Raw genomic sequence first — 17,519 nt, 5'->3', positions numbered from 1 at the left:
CGTGCGATGACAGCATTCCGCCATCCCGCTTCGGCCTTCCTCCGCGCCATCGGCGCGGCGGCGCTGCTGGCCGCGCTGGCGAGCTGCGCGGGCGCGCCCCCGGTGCCCGCGCGCGACGCGGGGTTTGCGCTGCCCCGGCAGCTCCACGTCGTGCAGGCGGCGCCCGGCCAACCCGCCCTGGATACGCTGCTGGTCGTGCAACGCGAAGGCGCGGCCCTGCGCTGGTCGCTGTTCGATCCCATGGGCGTGCCGCAGGCCAGGCAGATGCTCGAACGCGGAAAATGGCGCAACGACGGTTTCCTGCGGCCCAACGGCCAGGCGCGCAACCTCTTTGCCGCCCTGATATTCGCCTGGACGCCGGAGACGGAGCTGGATGCCGCCTATGGCGCGGGCAACTGGCAAACGCGCCGCGCAGGCGGCGGCGCGGCAGAGCGCGAACTGCTGGAACACGGCCGCCCGCGCTGGACGGTGCGCTGGCCGCAAGCCGCGCAGGCCGACACGTTTACCGTCGTCGACTCGGACGGCATCACCTGGCGGATATCGCCATTGAAGGAACAGCCATGAATACCTGGTTGGGCACGCCGGGCGTGGTATGCGCGCTGGGCTCGGGCATGGACGCCGTGGCGCAAGCCGCCTTCGCCGGCGACACCTCCGGCATGCGCGCCCGCACGGGCTGGGTCCATGGCCGCGCCCTGACCCTGGGCGGCTATGCCGGGGCCCTGCCCGCCATCGCCGACTCCCTGCCCGCGCACCACCATAGCCGCAACAATCAATTGCTGCTGGCCGCCGCGCTGCAGATCGAGCCGCAATTGCGCGGCGCCATTGCGCGCCACGGCCCGTCCCGTGTCGCCGTGGTGCTGGGCACCAGCACCTCCGGCATCAACGACAACGCGCCCGCCTTCCGCCACCTGGCGGCGCAAGACTGCTGGCCCGACAGCTACGACTATCGCCGCCAGGCCCTGTCCTCCCCCTCGGCGTTCTTCGCGGACTGGCTGGGAGCGCGCGGCCCGGCGTATACCCTTTCCACGGCCTGCACCTCCAGCGCCCGCGCGCTGCTGTCGGCGCGCCGCCTGCTTGAACTGAATCTTTGCGATGCCGTGGTCTGCGGCGGTGCGGACACCCTCTGCCGCCTCACCATCAACGGCTTCGCCACGCTGGAAGCCATCGACGACACGCTCTGCCTGCCGTTTTCGGCCAACCGGCGAGGCATCAATATCGGAGAGGCCGGCGTTCTGTTCCTGATGGAGCGCGAGCCGGCGGACACGCGCTCCGTAGCGTTTCTCGGCGGCGGCGCCAGTTCGGACGCCTGGCACATGTCGGCGCCGGAGCCCACCGGCGCCGGCGCGCGCCAGGCCATGCTCGCCGCGCTGGAATCGGCCGGCGTCGGTCCTGGCCAGATCGGCTGGGTCAACCTGCACGGCACCGGCACGCGGCATAACGACGCCATGGAAAGCCACGCGATGCATGCCGTGTTCCCGCAGGGCGTGCCCTGCGCGTCGACCAAGGCGCTCACCGGCCACGCGCTCGGCGCCGCCGGCGCGCTGGAAGCGGCGCTGGCGTGGGCGACGCTGTCTTCCGGCAATGCCAGCGGACGGCTCATGCCCCATGTCTGGGACGGCGAGCCCGACCCGGAGCTGCCGGCGTTGGAGTTCGTCACAGCGGCCCACCGCTATGCGCAGGGCCGGCCGCGCGTGGCCATGAGCAATTCCTTTGCGTTCGGCGGCAATAACGTCAGCCTGGTATTTGGAGCGCAGCCATGAGCCCCTGGCCCATCGCCAGCCTGCTGCCGCACGCGGGCGACATGATCCTGCTCGACGAAGTCCGCAGCTATGATGCGGAGAGCCTCTGCGCGCTTGCCGTCGTCAGGCCCGGCCCCTACTCGATGCCCGACGGTTCGCTCCCGCCCTGGCTCGGCATGGAACTCATGGCGCAGGCCGTGGGCGCCTGGGCCGGCTGCCAGGCGCGCCAGGCGGGCGAACCCGTGAAGCTGGGTTTCCTTCTTGGCACGCGCCGGTACGAAATCCATGCCGACACGCTGCCGGCCGGCGCCCGCCTTACCATCCATGTGCGCCGCGGACTGGTCGACGACAGCGGCATGAGCGTTTTCGAATGCGAACTGCACGATGACGCCCGCCTGCTGGCCGAAGCCCGGCTGAACGTCTACCAGCCCAAGGACCCCACCGCCTTTATCCAGGAAGAATCACCCGAATGAGCGCTGCCCCCATCCTCGTAACCGGTTCGAGCCGCGGCATCGGCCGCGCGATCGCGCTGGCGCTGGCCGACGCCGGCCATGATCTGGTGCTGCACTGCCGCCAGCAACGCGCCCAGGCCGAAGCCGTGCAAGCCGAAATCCAGGCGCGGGGCCGGCAGGCGCGCATCCTGCAATTCGACGTTGCCGACCGCGAGCAATGCGCGCAAGCGCTACAGGCCGACATCGATCGGCACGGCGCCTATTACGGTGTCGTCCTCAATGCCGGCCTGACGCGAGACGGCGCGTTCCCCGCCTTGAGCGGCGACGATTGGGACCAAGTCCTGCGCACCAATCTGGACGGCTTCTACAACGTGCTCAGCCCGCTGGCGATGCCCATGATCCGCCGCCGCGCCCCCGGCCGCGTCGTCTGCATGGCGTCCGTCTCCGGCATGGTGGGCAATCGCGGCCAGGTGAACTACAGCGCTTCCAAGGCCGGCCTCATCGGCGCGGCCAAGGCGCTGGCCGTGGAGCTGGCCAAGCGCCAGATCACCGTGAACTGCGTGGCGCCCGGGCTGATCGATACCGACATGCTGGACGAGCACGTTCCAGTCGAGGAAATCCTGAAGGCCGTGCCCGCCCAACGCATGGGGCGTCCGGAGGAGGTGGCCGCGGCCGTCGTCTTCCTGATGTCTCCGGGCGCGGCCTACATTACGCGCCAGGTCATAGGCGTCAACGGAGGGCTGTGCTGATGAAGCGGGTCGTCATTACCGGCATGGCCGGCATCAGCGCGCTCGGTTCCGACTGGACCACCGTGCAGGAAGCGCTGCAATCCGGCCGAAGCGCCATCCGCACCATGCCTGATTGGTCGCGCTACGCCGAACTCAACACCCGCCTGGCGGGCCCCATCGACGACTTCCAGCCGCCCGCCCACTGGACCCGGAAGCAGCTGCGCAGCATGGGCCGCGTATCGCAACTGGCGGTGCGGGCCGCGGAACTCGCCCTGGCCGACGCCGCCCTGCTGGGCGACCCTGCCATCACGGACGGGCGCATGGGCGTGGCCTGCGGCTCGTCGGTGGGCAGCACCGCCGAAATCCGCGCCTTCGGCAACATGCTGCTCAATGGCGTCACGGACGACCTGAACGCCAACTCCTATGTCCGCATGATGCCCCACACCACGGCAGCCAACGTGGGCATTTTCTTCGAGCTGAAAGGCCGCATCATCCCGACCTCCAGCGCCTGCACCTCGGGCAGCCAGGGCATAGGCTATGCCTACGAGGCCATCCGCTACGGGCGGCAGGACCTGATGCTGGCCGGCGGCTCGGAGGAACTGTGCGCGAGCGAAGCCCTGGTGTTCGACGCGCTCTACGCGACCAGCCAGAAGAACGACACGCCCGAGCTCACGCCCCGCCCCTACGACCGCGACCGCGACGGCCTCGTGATCGGCGAAGGCGGAGGCATGCTGGTGCTGGAATCGCTGGACCATGCGCTGGCGCGCGGCGCCCGCATCCACGCGGAAGTCGTGGGCTTCGGCAGCAATTCCGACGGCACGCACATCACGCGCCCGGAAGCCAAGACCATGCGCATCGCCATGGAGATGGCGCTGGCGGACGCCAACCTGCCGCCGCAGGCCATTGGCTACGTAAACGGCCACGGCACCGCGACCGAACAGGGCGACATCGCCGAAACGCAAGCCACCCACAGCCTGTTCGGCGGCAACATGCCGATCAGCTCGCAGAAGAGCTATCTCGGCCATACCCTGGGCGCCTGCGGGGTGCTGGAGTCCTGGTTCAGCATCGAAATGCTCAATCGCGACTGGTACGCCCCCACGCTGAACCTGCGCAACGTGGATCCGCGCTGCGGCGAGCTGGACTATCTGCGCGAAGGCCGCAGCATGAGCAATGAATACGTGATGAACAACAACTTCGCCTTCGGCGGCATCAACACGTCGCTTATCTTCCGCCGCTGGAGCTAGATCCGGCGGCTCAGTCGCCTTTCCCGTTTCACACCCTTGGAACTCCCACCATGAATCTGTCTAGCAAGCTGTTTGGAACCCTGGCCCTGTCGCTCGTCTGCTCCGCCCAGGCCCTTGCGGCGGACCGCACCGTCCACCTGCCGCTCCAGCCGGCGATCGAAGCCGCGCAGGCCGCCGGCAAGATCGACGGCAGCGTCCGCTTCTACCTGGCGGGCACCGGCCCCAAGGGGCAGGTGCTGCAATCGGACGTCGTCACCAACCGCAAGACCAACGCGTTCGCGAAAAAGGACGAAGAGGCATGCCTCTGGGTGGCCCAATCCGCCATCATCGCGCTGCACGAGGCGGCGAAGAAGGCGGGCGCAAACGCGGTGACCAACATCGTCAGCTACTACCGCAAGAACGTGTACAGCAACAAGACCGACTACGAATGCCACGCCGGCGCCGTGGTTGCGGGCGTCGCGCTGCGAGGCGACCTGGCCAAGGTCAAGTAGGAACGGAACCGGCCGCCCTGGCGAACCGCGGGGCGGATCGCAGGCTGCCGGTTTACACTGTTTATTTGCCGCTACACCACCACAAAGGTTCACCATGAGCACAGCTACGCTCAAAACCCGCCTCTCCGATTCCGTCAAGGAAGCAATGCGCGCCAAGGCCACCGAGCGCCTTGCGACGCTGCGCTTCCTCCTGGCCGCCGTCAAGCAGAAGGAAGTGGACGAACGCCGCGACCTGACCGACGCGGAAATCACCGCCATCATCGAAAAGCAGGTCAAGCAGCGCCGCGAATCCATCGCCGCGTTCGAACAGGCCGGCCGCACGGAAACCGCCGAGCAGGAAAAGGCCGAAGTGGTCGTGCTGCAGGAATTCCTGCCCCAGGCCGCCACGCCGGAAGAAGTCTCCGCCGCCATCGACACCGCACTGGCGGAAGTGGCCGCGCAAGGCGTGACGGGCGCGCCCGCCATGGGCAAGGTCATGGCCCTGCTCAAGCAGTCGCTGGCCGGCCGCGCCGACATGACGGCGCTGTCGCAGCAAGTGAAGGCCCGCCTGGCCTGATTCCCGGCGGCCCGCCAGGCGCGGGCCCAAAGGCTCCTGCGCCTGCAGGGGCCTGCCGCAGGCGCGGCCTCAGAACGCGCCGCCGAACAGGTCCGGCTGGCGCGACCGCTCCGCCGGATCGGCGAAATTGCTCATCCCCACCCCCGCCAGCCGGTACAGCGTTTCCGGCGGCAGTTCCACGCGTTCGCACAGCAGCCGGGCCACGGCGGCAAGCTCGGCCGCCGATCCGGGCGGGTTCGGGCTGGTCTGGCTGCGCGTCAGGATGCGGAAGCGGTCGGTCTTCAGCTTGAGCACCACCGTGCGGCCCAGCGCCCCCTTCTTCTGCGACTGGTCCCACACCTTCTGCGCCATGCGGTCGATGGCCTCGCCCAGCCCGCCCAGGCGCACGTCCTGCTCGAACGTGGTCTCGGCCGACACCTGCTGCAAAGGCGCGTCCGTCTGCACCTCGCGCTCGTCGATGCCGCGCGCCAATTCGTACAGGCGCCGTCCGTAGCGGCCAAAGTAATGTTCGAGCTCCTGGGCGCTGTGCGTGGCCAGGTCGCCCACCGTATGGATGCCCAATTGCTCCAGGCGGGCCTGCGTGACCTTGCCCACGCCCGGCACCTTGCGCACGGGCAGGGGCTCCAGGAACGCCAGCACCTTGCTGGGCCGGACCACGAACAGGCCGTCCGGCTTGTTCCAGTCGGACGCGATCTTGGCCAGGAATTTGTTGGGCGCCACCCCGGCCGACGCGGTCAGCCCGGTTTCCTCGCGGATCTGGTGACGGATGACCTGGGCGACCTCTGTGGCCGAGGGCAGCCCGTACTTGTTGACGGTGACGTCCAGGTAGGCCTCGTCCAGCGACAAGGGCTCGATCAGGTCGGTATGGCGCGCGAAAATCTGCCGGACCTGCCGCGATACCTCGCGGTAGCGGTGAAAGTCCGGCGGCACGTAGATGGCGTGCGGACAGAGCCGCTCCGCCCGCGCGGCGGACATGGCCGAATGAATGCCGAAGCGCCGCGCCTCGTAGGAGGCCGCGCAGACGACCGAACGCGGGCCCGTCCAGGCCACCACCACCGGCTTGCCGCGCAGTTCGGGGTTGTCGCGCTGCTCCACGGACGCGTAGAACGCGTCCATGTCCACATGCACGATCTTGCGCGCCTCAGACACGGGCGCTCCGCGCCGCGCCTGCCCGCCGCCCCGCGCGGGGGCAACGGTTTCCATGGCCTTTCATCGCCTGAAATCCCGTGGCAAAAGCATATATTATGACCGGCGACACCTTACTTTCCGTCCATAACGGTTCCATGACTGCACCCGAAACTGCCCAGACCGACTACTTCGGCCTCACCATCCCCTTCATGCATTTCCTCGGCCTGGTGCCCGACCATATCGAGCAAGGCTACGCCCGCACCACCCTGCCGTGGCGGCCGGATCTCACCAACAGCCGCGGCGACGTGCACGGCGGCACGCTGATGAGCGTGCTGGATTTCACGCTCAGCGCCGCCGCCCGCGGTTGCGCCGACGGCAAGGAAGGCATGGCCACCATCGACATGAACACCTCGTTCCTGTCTCCCGGCACGGGCGACCTGACCATCGAGGCGCGCTGCCTGCGGCGCGGCGCCTCGATCGCCTTCTGCGAGGGCGAGGTTCGGCGCGCCGACGGCGAACTGGTCGCCCGCGCCACAGCAACCTTCAAGATCATCCGCCGCCGCCCGGGCAGCGATTGACGGTCCCGGCGACCTTGCGCCGCCGGCGTCCCGCGCTCAGTCCGGCAGGTCGCGCGAGGGCTTGACAGGGGGACGCGGATCCAGCGGCATATAGCTGCTGCACGACACCAGGCTGTAATAGACGGCATCCTGCATGGCGCGCATCGCGGCCGGGTCCCAGGTGCCCTTGCCCCACATGACGATGCGCACGTCGGTGCTCTTGGGGCCGGCGGCCTTCAAATCGACCCGCGACATTTCGTTGTCGCTAAAAGGCGCCAGCACCCGCACCACGCCGGACTGCGCGCTTTCGTTCAGGTCGGCCACCACGCGGTAGGCGTTGTCCGTGCTGCGCAGGCAATCCCTGGATTGCCGGATCGCCGTGGCATAGGCGTCCTTGAAAGCCACAGGCGCCTTGAACTCGCTGTGCGGCGACGCGCCGTTCTGCGAAATGCCTATCGAGCACCCCGCCAGGCCCAGGGCCAGCGCCGATGCCGCGACCAGTTTCCCGTACATGTGTATCTCCAAATCAGTGCCCGCGATTATCCCGCATATCGGCCCGCTGCGCGTGGGCCGGGCCGGTCCGCCCCCCAATAGCTCGCCACGCCGCCGGCGGTTCGACACTGCCGGCGGCGCTATGGCATCATCGGTGGACCAGCCGCAGCCGGCCCTGCCCGCGGCCGCAGCAACCTCGGAGGTCCCCCTTGTTCTCATTCCTGAAGCGCACCGTCCTGGCCGCCAGCATCGTCGGCGCATCCTTGGGCGCCAGCGCCGCCCAGCCGCCGCGCGCCTATCCCTTGAAGGATTTCTTCCGCAACCCGGAACGCGGCTTCTTCCGGCTCGCCGATGACGGCAAGACCCTGGGCTTCATGCAGCCCACCAGCGTGGACGGCAACCCCGCCCGCATGAACATCTACGTGCAGCCGCTGCAAGGCAGCACGCCGGTGGGCGAACCCCGCCAGTTGACCAGCGAAACCGCGCGCGACATCAGCAATTTCTTCTGGAAAGGCGCGGACGTGGTGCTCTACCAGAAGGACTTCGGCGGCGACGAGAACTTCCACGTACTGGCCGTCAACGCCAAGACCGGCAAGATCACCGACCTGACGCCCTACGAGGGCGTGCGCGCCGGCATCGAGGACGACCTCGAAGACGATCCCGACCACGTCCTGATCAGCCACAACCAGCGCGATCCCGAAGTCTTCGACGTCTACCGCGTCAACGTCCACACCGGCGCAGGGGTCCTGGTGGCGCAGAATCCCGGCAACATCGTCGGGTGGCAGACCGACCATGCCGGCAAGGTGCGCGCGGCCGTCACCAGCGACGGGCTGAACACCACCCTGCTCTACCGCGACGACGAAGCGTCGGAATTCCGCCCGCTGATCACCACCGACTACCGGACCAGCGTCAGCCCGGCATTCTTCACCTTCGACGACAAGAAACTCTACGCGCTATCCAACCGCGGACGCGACAAGCTGGCGCTGGTGATCGTCGATCCGGCCAAGCCCGAGGCCGAAGAAGAGATCTTCACCCCCGATACCGTGGACCTGGACGCCGCGGCCTATTCCCGCAAGCGCCGCGTGCTGACGCTGGCCGCGTACCAGACCGACAAGCCACAGTACCGGTTCTTCGACGCGGAAACCGAAACGCTGTTCAAGAAGCTGTCGGCCAGGCTCGCCGGCTATGAATTCGCCATCCAGGGCTCCAACCGCGACGAGAACAAATTCATCGTCGCCGCCTACAACGACCGCACTCCCGGCTCGCGCTACATCTACGACGCCGCCGCCGACACGCTGACCAAGCTGGCCGACATCAACCCGGCCATCCCCGAAGCCGACATGTCCCGCGTCCAGCCCATCAGCTACCAGGCGCGCGACGGCCTGACGATACACGGCTACCTGACGCTGCCCGCCGGCCGCGCTTCCACCAACCTGCCCTGCATCGTGAACCCGCACGGCGGTCCTTGGGCTCGCGACGGCTGGGGCTACAACCCCGAGATACAGTTCCTGGCGAATCGCGGCTTCTGCGTGCTGCAAGTGAACTTCCGCGGCTCGACCGGCTATGGCCGCGCGTTCTGGGAGGCCAGCTTCGGGCAGTGGGGCCTGAAGATGCAGGACGACATCACGGACGGCGTGCAATGGCTGGTGCAGCAGGGCATCGCCGATCCCAAGCGCATCGGGATCTACGGCGCCAGCTACGGCGGCTATGCCACGCTGGCCGGCGTAGCCTTCACGCCCGACCTGTACGCCGCGGCGGTCGACTACGTGGGCGTGTCGAACCTGTTCACGTTCATGAAATCCATCCCGCCGTACTGGAAGCCCATGCTGGACAAGATGTACGACATGGTGGGCGATCCCGAGCGCGACCGCGACCGCCTGGCGGCGACCTCGCCCGCCCTGCACGCGGACAAGATCAAGACGCCGCTGTTCGTGGCGCAGGGCGCCAAGGATCCGCGCGTGAACAAGGACGAGAGCGACCAGATGGTCAAGGCGCTCCGGGCGCGCGGCGTGGACGTCGAATACATGGTCAAGGACAACGAAGGCCATGGCTTCCACAACGACGAGAACAAGTTCGAGTTCTACGAAGCAATGGAGAAGTTCCTGACGGAACACCTCAAGCCGTAGATTCCTCTCCCTGCCGCAAGGCAGACGCCCCGTCCAGCTGCGGGCGGGCCGCGGCCCGCCCGGTCCAGGCCATCTCCACGCGGTCGCGTCCCTGCTGCTTGGCCCGGTACAGCGCGGCGTCGGCGCGGGCCAGGATGCCGTCCGCGGTGTCGCCCGCCTGATACAGGGCCAGGCCGCCGCTGGTGGTCATCGGCACTTCCGCCCCCTGCAGGTGCAGCGGCGCGTCGCGCAAGGCGTCGCAGACGCGCTGGGCCTGCACCAGCGCGCGTGCCGGGTCGCAGTCGTACATCAGCAGCACGAACTCCTCGCCTCCCAGCCGGCCGAAGCGGTCGCTGGCCCTGACTGCGCGCTGGATCACCTGCGCATAGTGGCGCAGCGCCGTGTCGCCTCCCGCGTGGCCATGGCGGTCGTTGATGGATTTGAAGTGGTCGATGTCCAGCACCAGCACGGCCAGCCTTCCGCCGATGCGCTTGCAGCGCCGCAGTTCACGCTCGAGCTCGTCCAGGATGCTGCGCCGCGAATAGGCCCGGGTCAGGCTGTCGAAGGTCAGCGCCGCCTGCATCTGCTCGGACAGGCTGGTCTGGACCAGCAGGAGCAGCGCCAGGAACAGCGCCGGCACGGTGACCGCGCCGCAAACGATGAAGAACAGCCCCCATGGGGAAGGATCCAGCATGGACGCGGGCGCCTGTCCGCCCACCGTATAGACCGCCACGCGCAGCGCGTGCAGCGCCGCCAATCCGAAAATGGCCACCATCAGATACAGCATCACGCCGCGCGTCTGAAGCCGCCCGCGCTGCCGGAAAATCAGCCGGCCGATCGCGAGAGCGCCCGCGCAGGTATACGCGGAGAACAGCAGCATGCGCCCGCCCAGGTTGTCCTCGCCATACAGCATCAGCGCAAACGCCAGCGTGCAGAGCGCGCCCAGTCCGGCCGTGCGCAGGACATGGGCAGGCATGCAGAAGAATTGCCGCACGCCGATATAGACCAGGCTGAGCGAGCAGACCCACGCAGCGTTCGACACGATCACGTAGACGCCCGGCGGAACCACGGCGGAGGATGCATACGCCAGCAGGGACAGCACGGCCAGTGCATTGGCCGCCGTGAACGCCTTGACGCCTCCGATCTCGCGAGCATGAAAAGGCACCAGCAATGGCAATGCCAATGCCGTGGCCAGGCCCCACATCAGGAAGAATAAGGAAGTCGTCATAGGTGTTGTCGGCTCGCGCTTACGGGAGCGCCGCCGCTCGGAATTGCCGCTGCACCAAGGCCCCGCATCGCGGTACCGGTTACATCCCAGCATTACTGACGCGTTTTGTTACTAAGCAACGAAGAATACGCCAATGCCGCTCTCGCGCACCCTTCCTTTGCAGTAATTGACAGTTAAGTTCCTCAAAAACACCTAAAGTGCAGCCTATTGACGGTGCCGCCAGAGCGCCGCAATCACGCCCCACGGGCGTGGCGCGTACTAGCCATGCACTCCCATTGCGCGAGTGCGAAGGTCCCCGAAGCGGGCGCCGCGCATCAAAAATCCTAGCCTCCATCTCCCGTCGCTGGCGCCTTGCGCCCGCGTGCATCCGGCCGTCGCGCCCATGCGCGCGTCCGGCGGAGATCGCGAACGCCCTTAGTTGCAACTGCGGAAGTACTACAGATGCCATGCAAAGGAAGACCCGCGAGGGTCGCCGCCGACAGGCGGCAAACGCCTCGCATTGACGCCGCGGGCTTGTGCCTGCTTGCCGCCAGCGCCGCCCTGGCGCCCGTCCTGGCCCTTGCCAGCCCGGCCAATGACTACGACGACCTGATCGCCCGGGCGCGCGCCGGCGAATACGAACCCGCGCTGATCATGCTGCGCCAGCAAGGCCCGGATGCCGGCTGGCGAGCCATCCATGACCGGATCATCATTGCCGGCTGGGCCGGCAAGCCGGACGAAGTGGCCGCGGCCTACGAAACGCTGCCAGCCGGCGCCAGGCCGCCCGCCGAAGTCCAGTTGGCCGCGGCGCGCGCCTATCGCGACCTGCAACGCTGGCCCGAAGCGCTGGCCGCCTACCGCGCGGGCCTGCGCAGCCATCCTGGGCAAACGGCTTTCCAGGCCGGCGAAATCATGACGCTGGCCGACTCGGGCCAGCCGCAAGCCGCGCTCCAGGCCGGCGAACAATGGGTGCGCCGCCAACCCCGCAACGTCGATGCCCGCCTGGCGCTCGCCTATGTGCACGCCCGCGCACGCCGCCCTTTCGATGCCCTGCACCAGGCCGACCAGGCGCTGGCCATCGCCCCTGACACACCCTATGTCCAGCGCGAATACATCCACGCGCTGCAGCGCGCCCGCATGTCCGGCGCAGCCCTGGAGCGGGCCCGCGAGCATCCCGGCCTGTTCGACGCCGCCGAAATGCGGCGCTTCGAAGCGGACGCCGTGGCCCAGCAGGTGCGCCTGTCCTCCATGCCCACGCGCGGCGAAGCCGAACGCTTCGCCATCGCCGACCGCGCTCTGGCCCGCTATGACGAACTGATTCCCGCCTGGCGCGAACTGGGCGACGCCGCCCGCGGCGACGTGCTGCGCGCGCGCATCGACCGCCTCCACGCCCTGCACGCCCGCGTGCGCATGGCCGATCTCGTGCGCGAATACGAGGCCCTGCGCGCGGAAGGCGCCGCAGTGCCGCGTTATGCCCTGAACGACGTCGCCTCCGCCTACCTGTACCTGCGCGAGCCCGAGAAGGCCCGCGACATCTACCGGCAGGTCGCCGCGGACGACGCCGCGCGCGACGACGATCCCGAGGACCGCCTGAGCAACGAAACCGGCCTGTACTACTCCCTGGCCGAGGCCGAAGCATTCGGGGAAGCCTCGGAGGCCCTGATGGCCACGAGGGACGCATATCCGGAGTGGGTCTACATCAAGGGCCAGCCCAGCCGCATTCCGAACGATTTGAACCTGGAGCGCCTGCAGACCGAGGCGTCGGCCAGCCTGCTGGCCGATGACACCGAAGCCGCCCAGCGCAGCCTGGAACACATGGTGCGCGAGGCGCCCAACAACTCCACCCTGCTCGCCCAGCTCGCCGCGACGTACCGGGCGCGCTCGCTGCCACGCGCGTCGGAACGCACGCTGAAAATGGCGGAAACGCTGACGCCCCGCAGCCTGGGTGTGGAGAATGGCCAGGGCTTTGGCGCGCTGGAACTGCAGGAATGGCGCCAGGCCGAAGCCCTGAGCCAGGACACGCTTGCGCGCGCCCCCGAAGACCTGGTCTCGCGCCGGCTGGCGCGGCAATGGGAAGTGCACAACAAGGCCGAACTCCAGATCAACGGCTATCGCGGCCTGGCGTCCGACAGCCCGGTTTCCGGCAGTGGCGACTTCGGCATCGACGCCGTGCTGTACTCGAAGCCGCTGGACTACAACTGGCGCGTATTCGGCGGAGGCGGATACGCCGCCGGAGACTTCGAGGAAGGCCGCGGCACCTACCGCTGGGTACGCACCGGCGTGCAATGGCGCGGCCGCGACCTCACCGTCGAAGGCGAGGCCTCCACGCATGACTATGGCCATGGCGTCAAGCCGGGGCTGCGCCTGAGCGCCGCCTACGACGTGGACGACCACTGGCAGGTGGGCGGCTCGGCCGAGCTGATGTCGCGCGAAACGCCGCTGCGCGCGCTGGCCAGCGGAGTCTCGTCCAACAGCCTGTCCGGCTTCGTGCGCTGGCGCGCCAACGAGCGCCGCGAATGGACGCTGGCGCTGTCGCCCTCGCATTTCAGCGACGGCAACAACCGCTGGGCGCTGGGCCTGAACGGGCGCGAGCGCGTCTACACCGCGCCGCACCTGAAGGCCGACCTGGAGTTCGACATCTCCACGCAACGCAACAGCGGCGGCAACGACGTGCCCTATTTCAATCCGCGCTCCGACCTGATGCTGCTGCCTGGCGTGCGGTTGACGCACACCCTGTACCGCCGCTACGAAACCGCCTGGGAGCAGATCGGCACGATCGGCGCCGGCGCATACACCCAGCAGTACTACGGCACTGGCGGCGTGATCGCTCTGGGCTACGGCCAGCGCTATCGCGCCAATGACGTCCTCGACATGGGCGCCATGATCACCGGCATCAGCCGCCCGTACGACGGCGACCGCGAGCGCGAACTGCGCATCGTCTTCGACCTCGCCTACCGCTTCTGAGACTGCCTCCATGCTTAGAACCCATACCCGCATCCTGTTGGCCGGCCTGCTGTTGCTGCTCATCCTGGTCCTGACAGCCTGCGCCAAGGACATTCCCGTCTATACGCCCCCGTCCGAGCGGGCGGTCGCGCCCGTCGACCGCCCCTGGGTCTCCGGCCAGTTCCTGGCGCTGGCCTACCACGACGTCGAAGACGAGGACCCCGATCAGGGCTTCCTCAGCGTGCGCACCGACCGCCTCGTCGACCAGTTGGCCTGGCTGCGCGAAAACGGCTACCAGGCCGTGTCCGTGGACCAGATACTGGAAGCGCGCGACGGCGGCAAGCCCTTGCCCGACCGGGCTGTGCTGCTGAGCTTCGACGACGGCTACCGCAGCTTCCACACCCGAGTCCTGCCCATCCTGAAAGCCTATCGCTGGCCTGCCCTGCTGGCGCCCGTGGGCATGTGGATGGACACTCCCGCGGACAAGCAGGTGGACTTCGGCGGCAGCCCGCAGCCGCGCGAGCGCTTCCTGGACTGGAACGAGATCCGCGAGATCTCGCGCTCCGGCCTGGTGGAGATCGCCGCGCACACGGATGCCTCCCACTATGGCGCGCTGGCCAATCCGCAGGGCAACACCGAACCGGCGGCCGCCATCCGGGTCTACGACGGCCGCGATCGCCAATACGAAACCGAGCGGCAGTTCCAGGCCCGCATGGGCCGTGACGTCGCCGCCATCACCGAAAAGATCCGCCGCGCCACGGGCAAGGCCCCGCGCGTCTGGGTATGGCCCTACGGCGCGGAAGGCGGCTCGACGCTGAAGATCGCGGACGAACACGGCTACCGCATGGCGCTCACGCTGGAGGACGGCCCGAGCCGGGTATCGCGCCTCATGTCGACGCCGCGTCTGCTGCTGTCCAACGATCCGCAGCTCCGGTCCTTCGCCGACAGCGTCGCCGGCATCGAGACCCTGCCCACGATGCGCGTGGCCCACGTGGACCTGGACTATGTCTACGACCCGGATCCGGCGCAGGCCGAGCGCAACCTGGGCGAACTGGTGCAGCGCATCGTGGACATGCAGATCAACACGGTGTTCCTGCAGGCGTTCGCGGACCCGGAGGCCGACGGCCTGGTCCGGTCCGTGTACTTCCCCAACCGCTGGCTGCCCATGCGCGCCGATCTGTTCAACCGCGTCTCCTGGCAGCTGCAGAACCGGGCGCACGTAAGCGTCTACGCCTGGATGCCGGTGCTGGCCGTCGACCTCGACCCGTCCATCGCGCGCGTCACGCGCTGGGACCCCGGGCACCCCGACGCCGCGCCCACGCCGGACCCGGACCAGTACCGGCGCCTCTCGCCTTTCGACCCGATGGCGCGGCAGCGCATCGGCGATCTGTACGAAGACCTCGCGCGCTACGCGCTTTTCGATGGCGTGCTGTTCCATGACGACGCGCTGTTGAGCGACTTCGAGGACGCCAGCCCTGGCGCGCTGGCGGCCTACCGCAAGGCCGGCCTGCCCGGCTCGATCGCCGAGCTGCGCGCGGACCCGGAGACGCTGCAGCGCTGGACGCGCCTGAAAAGCCGCGCCCTGGTCGACTTCACGGCCGAGCTGGCCGAACGCGTGCGCGCCGTGCGCGGTCCGCAGATCAAGACCGCCCGCAACATCTATGCCGAGCCCATCCTGAACCCCGGTAGCGAAAACTGGTTCGCGCAGAACCTGGACGACTTCCTGGGCGCCTACGACTGGACCGCGCCCATGGCGATGCCGCGCATGGAAAACGTGCCCGAGGCCCGCGAAAACGCCTGGCTGGACCGACTGGTCGATACCGTCGCGCGGCGCCCCGGCGCGCTGGACAAGACCGTGTTCGAACTGCAGGCGCGCGACTGGCGCACCGGCCCCGGCCGTCCCGAAGCCACGCCCATCGACACGGCCGTGCTCGCGGGCTGGATGGCGCGGCTCCAACTGCGCGGCGCCCGCAGCTTCGGCTACTACCCCGACGATTTCTCGCAAGACCAGCCCCGGCTGCAAGGCATCCGGCCCGCCATTTCCGACGCCTGGTATCCCATCCGATGATAGACCGTCTGATCGCCCTGCTTATCCTCTGCGCGATGCTCGGCGCGCCCTTCGGCTTCACCCTGATGCTGACAGGCCAAGCGCTTCTGGGCTTCGTGTTCTTCTACCCTCTGTTCATGTCCGGCATCTGGATGACGGGCGGCCTCTACTTCTGGTGGCATTGGGAACGCCACTGGAAATGGGGCAAGGACCGCGAGCCCCCGCCGCTCGCGGGCAATCCGCTCGTTTCCATTCTGGTTCCCTGCTTCAACGAGGCGGACCATGGCGAAGACACCCTGCTGGCCGCGCTGGGTCAGAACTATCCGCACATCGAAGTCATCGCCATCAATGACGGCTCCACCGACGGCACGGCGGAAATGCTGGACCGCCTGGCCGGCCGGCATGACCGGCTGCGCGTGGTGCACCTGGCGCAGAACCAGGGCAAGGCCATGGCGCTGCGCATGGGCGCGCTGGCGGCGCGCAGCGAATACCTGGTCTGCATCGACGGCGACGCCTGGCTGGACCCGGACGCGGCCGCCTACCTGGTTGCGCCGCTGATCGACAATCCCCGCGTGGGCGCCGTCACCGGCAACCCGCGCATACGCACCCGTTCGACGATGATCGGCCGGATCCAGGTAGGGGAATTCTCCTCGATCATCGGCCTGATCAAGCGCACCCAGCGCGTCTATGGACAGGTGTTCACGGTGTCCGGCGTGGTCGCCGCCTTCCGGCGCACGGCGCTGGACCGCGTGGGCTACTGGAGCCTGGACATGATCACCGAGGACATCGATATCAGCTGGAAGCTGCAGCGCGACCACTGGTCGATCTTCTACGAGCCGCGCGGCCTGTGCTGGATCCTGATGCCCGAAACCCTGCGCGGGCTGTGGAAGCAGCGGCTGCGCTGGGCGCAGGGCGGCGCCGAAGTCTTCCTGAAGAACCTGCGCTCCATCTGGACCTGGCGCCATCGCCGGCTGTGGCCGCTGGTGGCGGAGTTCTGCCTCTCCACCGCGTGGTCCTTCGCCTTCGGCATCTCGGTGCTGCTGTGGGCCATCAGCCAGGTGGCCACCCTGCCCAACAACATGCACATCGCAAGCCTGATGCCTCCCGCCTTCACCGGCATGATGCTGGCGGTGGTGTGCCTGCTGCAATTCGCCGTCAGCATCCTGATCGACCGCCGATACGAGCCCGGCCTGCCGCGCGCCCTGTACTGGGTCATCTGGTATCCGCTGGCCTTCTGGATGGTGAGCCTGTTCACCACCCTGGTCAGCTTTCCCAAAGTCATGCTCCGCAAGCAGGGCCGACGCGCGCGCTGGACCAGCCCGGACCGGGGCATCAAATCACCGGACGCATCATGATCATCACTACGCAACGTTCCCGCGCGGGCTACGTGTTCGACTTCATCCTGACCGCCATTGGCTGGTTCGCTTTCGTCTACCTGTTCGGCGCGGGCATCCTGGCCATCCTGCGGGATGCGGCGGAAGGCCCCGGGCTGTCGCCTTGGCCCGCCTTCGTGCCCACGCTGCGCACGCTGTCGGGCTATGCCCTGCTCGCTGCCGCGAACGCGGCCGTGCTGGTGGCGTGGGCGGTCTACAACCATCGCCGCTTCGCCGGCAAGGACCGCCGCAAGCCGATCAAGCCCCTGAGCGATCGCAGGCTGGCGGCGAGCTTCGCCGTCACGCCCGCGCAGCTGTCCCACCTCCGGTCCGCCCGCTCCGCCGTCATCCACCACGGGGCGGAAGGCGAAATCACCGATATCGAGACCAGCAGCCCGCTGCTGAGCGCCCTGCGCACGGGCTGACCCGCGAACGCGGGAGGACGCCGCGCGCCCTC

16 protein-coding genes are annotated in these 17,519 nt (G+C 68.3%); 13 read left to right on the top strand and 3 right to left on the bottom strand.

The features are described from left to right. The first annotated feature begins 6 nt into the window (after positions 1 to 6). The 7 genes from JL37_RS16010 (at position 7) to JL37_RS15980 (ending at position 5,210) form a co-directional block, all read left to right on the top strand. Positions 7 to 564 carry a hypothetical protein gene (locus JL37_RS16010; RefSeq protein ID WP_043545287.1) on the top strand — a complete coding sequence of 186 codons (558 nt, stop codon included), beginning with the start codon at positions 7 to 9 and terminating at the stop codon, positions 562 to 564. Continuing rightward, entirely contained in the window at positions 561 to 1,760 is a 1,200-nt protein-coding gene (locus JL37_RS16005) for a beta-ketoacyl-[acyl-carrier-protein] synthase family protein (RefSeq protein ID WP_043545286.1), read from the top strand. Before JL37_RS16010 ends, JL37_RS16005 begins: the two co-directional genes overlap by 4 nt. Beyond that, on the top strand, positions 1,757 to 2,212 hold the full coding sequence (locus tag JL37_RS16000) for a hotdog family protein (RefSeq protein WP_043545285.1): 456 nt from the start codon (positions 1,757 to 1,759) through the stop codon (positions 2,210 to 2,212). The genes JL37_RS16005 and JL37_RS16000 overlap by 4 nt, the downstream gene beginning before the upstream one ends. Then, positions 2,209 to 2,940, top strand: a complete 732-nt coding sequence (fabG, locus tag JL37_RS15995; protein ID WP_043545283.1) for a 3-oxoacyl-ACP reductase FabG — start codon at positions 2,209 to 2,211, stop codon at positions 2,938 to 2,940. The genes JL37_RS16000 and fabG overlap by 4 nt, the downstream gene beginning before the upstream one ends. Further along, positions 2,940 to 4,163, top strand: coding sequence for a beta-ketoacyl-ACP synthase (locus tag JL37_RS15990; RefSeq protein ID WP_043545282.1), 1,224 nt, complete (start codon positions 2,940 to 2,942; stop codon positions 4,161 to 4,163). The genes fabG and JL37_RS15990 overlap by 1 nt, the downstream gene beginning before the upstream one ends. Before the next feature lie 50 nt (positions 4,164 to 4,213). Then, positions 4,214 to 4,654 (top strand): hypothetical protein, encoded by a 441-nt coding sequence (locus tag JL37_RS15985; protein WP_052097261.1) that lies wholly within the window; start codon positions 4,214 to 4,216, stop codon positions 4,652 to 4,654. Positions 4,655 to 4,748: 94 nt separating this feature from the next. Continuing rightward, entirely contained in the window at positions 4,749 to 5,210 is a 462-nt protein-coding gene (locus JL37_RS15980; RefSeq protein WP_043545279.1) for a GatB/YqeY domain-containing protein, read from the top strand. A gap of 69 nt (positions 5,211 to 5,279) precedes the next feature. Here the strand turns inward: JL37_RS15980 and dinB are convergent, their stop codons facing one another. Further along, on the bottom strand, positions 5,280 to 6,359 hold the full coding sequence (gene dinB / locus JL37_RS15975) for a DNA polymerase IV (RefSeq protein ID WP_043545789.1): 1,080 nt from the start codon (positions 6,357 to 6,359) through the stop codon (positions 5,280 to 5,282). Between the two features lie 134 nt (positions 6,360 to 6,493). Between dinB and JL37_RS15970 the strand changes: the two genes are divergently transcribed. Next, positions 6,494 to 6,916 (top strand): PaaI family thioesterase, encoded by a 423-nt coding sequence (locus JL37_RS15970; RefSeq protein WP_043545787.1) that lies wholly within the window; start codon positions 6,494 to 6,496, stop codon positions 6,914 to 6,916. Positions 6,917 to 6,952: 36 nt separating this feature from the next. Here JL37_RS15970 and JL37_RS15965 read toward each other — a convergent pair whose 3' ends face one another. Then, positions 6,953 to 7,408, bottom strand: a complete 456-nt coding sequence (locus JL37_RS15965) for a BPTD_2524 family lipoprotein (protein ID WP_043545278.1) — start codon at positions 7,406 to 7,408, stop codon at positions 6,953 to 6,955. 188 nt (positions 7,409 to 7,596) lie between these two features. Here JL37_RS15965 and JL37_RS15960 point away from each other — a divergent pair, with 188 nt between their 5' ends. Continuing rightward, positions 7,597 to 9,513, top strand: a complete 1,917-nt coding sequence (locus JL37_RS15960) for a S9 family peptidase (RefSeq protein WP_043545277.1) — start codon at positions 7,597 to 7,599, stop codon at positions 9,511 to 9,513. On the opposite strand, the gene JL37_RS15955 is transcribed toward JL37_RS15960, so the two are convergent. After that, positions 9,503 to 10,720: a GGDEF domain-containing protein gene (locus JL37_RS15955; RefSeq protein WP_043545276.1), complete on the bottom strand. Its 1,218-nt coding sequence runs from the start codon at positions 10,718 to 10,720 to the stop codon at positions 9,503 to 9,505. The genes JL37_RS15960 and JL37_RS15955 overlap by 11 nt on opposite strands. A gap of 513 nt (positions 10,721 to 11,233) precedes the next feature. Between JL37_RS15955 and pgaA the strand changes: the two genes are divergently transcribed. Genes pgaA through pgaD form a run of 4 tightly spaced genes read left to right on the top strand, consistent with a single transcriptional unit; the run spans position 11,234 to position 17,487 of the window. Continuing rightward, positions 11,234 to 13,663, top strand: a complete 2,430-nt coding sequence (gene pgaA, locus JL37_RS15950) for a poly-beta-1,6 N-acetyl-D-glucosamine export porin PgaA (protein ID WP_231570359.1) — start codon at positions 11,234 to 11,236, stop codon at positions 13,661 to 13,663. A gap of 10 nt (positions 13,664 to 13,673) precedes the next feature. After that, entirely contained in the window at positions 13,674 to 15,710 is a 2,037-nt protein-coding gene (gene pgaB / locus JL37_RS15945) for a poly-beta-1,6-N-acetyl-D-glucosamine N-deacetylase PgaB (protein WP_043545274.1), read from the top strand. Continuing rightward, positions 15,707 to 17,044: a poly-beta-1,6-N-acetyl-D-glucosamine synthase gene (gene pgaC / locus JL37_RS15940; RefSeq protein WP_043545273.1), complete on the top strand. Its 1,338-nt coding sequence runs from the start codon at positions 15,707 to 15,709 to the stop codon at positions 17,042 to 17,044. Before pgaB ends, pgaC begins: the two co-directional genes overlap by 4 nt. Continuing rightward, complete coding sequence (gene pgaD, locus JL37_RS15935; protein ID WP_043545271.1) at positions 17,041 to 17,487, top strand: poly-beta-1,6-N-acetyl-D-glucosamine biosynthesis protein PgaD; 447 nt, start codon at positions 17,041 to 17,043, stop codon at positions 17,485 to 17,487. The genes pgaC and pgaD overlap by 4 nt, the downstream gene beginning before the upstream one ends. Positions 17,488 to 17,519: the final 32 nt, after the last annotated feature.

The sequence above is a fragment of the Achromobacter sp. RTa genome (assembly GCF_000757485.1).
GTDB lineage: Bacteria > Pseudomonadota > Gammaproteobacteria > Burkholderiales > Burkholderiaceae_B > Achromobacter.
Note: the sequence above shows the minus strand (reverse complement) of the source record. Positions and strands in the feature narration are given on the sequence as shown.

Bases quoted from the DNA above. Each gene is read 5' to 3' on its own strand.
- fabG (WP_043545283.1), top strand. From the start codon at position 2,209: ATGAGCGCTGCCCCCATCCTCGTAACCGGTTCGAGCCGCGGCATCGGC.
- JL37_RS15965 (WP_043545278.1), bottom strand. From the start codon at position 7,408: ATGTACGGGAAACTGGTCGCGGCATCGGCGCTGGCCCTGGGCCTGGCG.
- pgaD (WP_043545271.1), top strand. From the start codon at position 17,041: ATGATCATCACTACGCAACGTTCCCGCGCGGGCTACGTGTTCGACTTC.
- JL37_RS15980 (WP_043545279.1), top strand. From the start codon at position 4,749: ATGAGCACAGCTACGCTCAAAACCCGCCTCTCCGATTCCGTCAAGGAA.
- JL37_RS16005 (WP_043545286.1), top strand. From the start codon at position 561: ATGAATACCTGGTTGGGCACGCCGGGCGTGGTATGCGCGCTGGGCTCG.
- JL37_RS15970 (WP_043545787.1), top strand. From the start codon at position 6,494: ATGACTGCACCCGAAACTGCCCAGACCGACTACTTCGGCCTCACCATC.
- JL37_RS16000 (WP_043545285.1), top strand. From the start codon at position 1,757: ATGAGCCCCTGGCCCATCGCCAGCCTGCTGCCGCACGCGGGCGACATG.
- JL37_RS15955 (WP_043545276.1), bottom strand. From the start codon at position 10,720: ATGACGACTTCCTTATTCTTCCTGATGTGGGGCCTGGCCACGGCATTG.
- JL37_RS15990 (WP_043545282.1), top strand. From the start codon at position 2,940: ATGAAGCGGGTCGTCATTACCGGCATGGCCGGCATCAGCGCGCTCGGT.
- pgaB (WP_043545274.1), top strand. From the start codon at position 13,674: ATGCTTAGAACCCATACCCGCATCCTGTTGGCCGGCCTGCTGTTGCTG.
- JL37_RS15985 (WP_052097261.1), top strand. From the start codon at position 4,214: ATGAATCTGTCTAGCAAGCTGTTTGGAACCCTGGCCCTGTCGCTCGTC.
- pgaC (WP_043545273.1), top strand. From the start codon at position 15,707: ATGATAGACCGTCTGATCGCCCTGCTTATCCTCTGCGCGATGCTCGGC.
- JL37_RS16010 (WP_043545287.1), top strand. From the start codon at position 7: ATGACAGCATTCCGCCATCCCGCTTCGGCCTTCCTCCGCGCCATCGGC.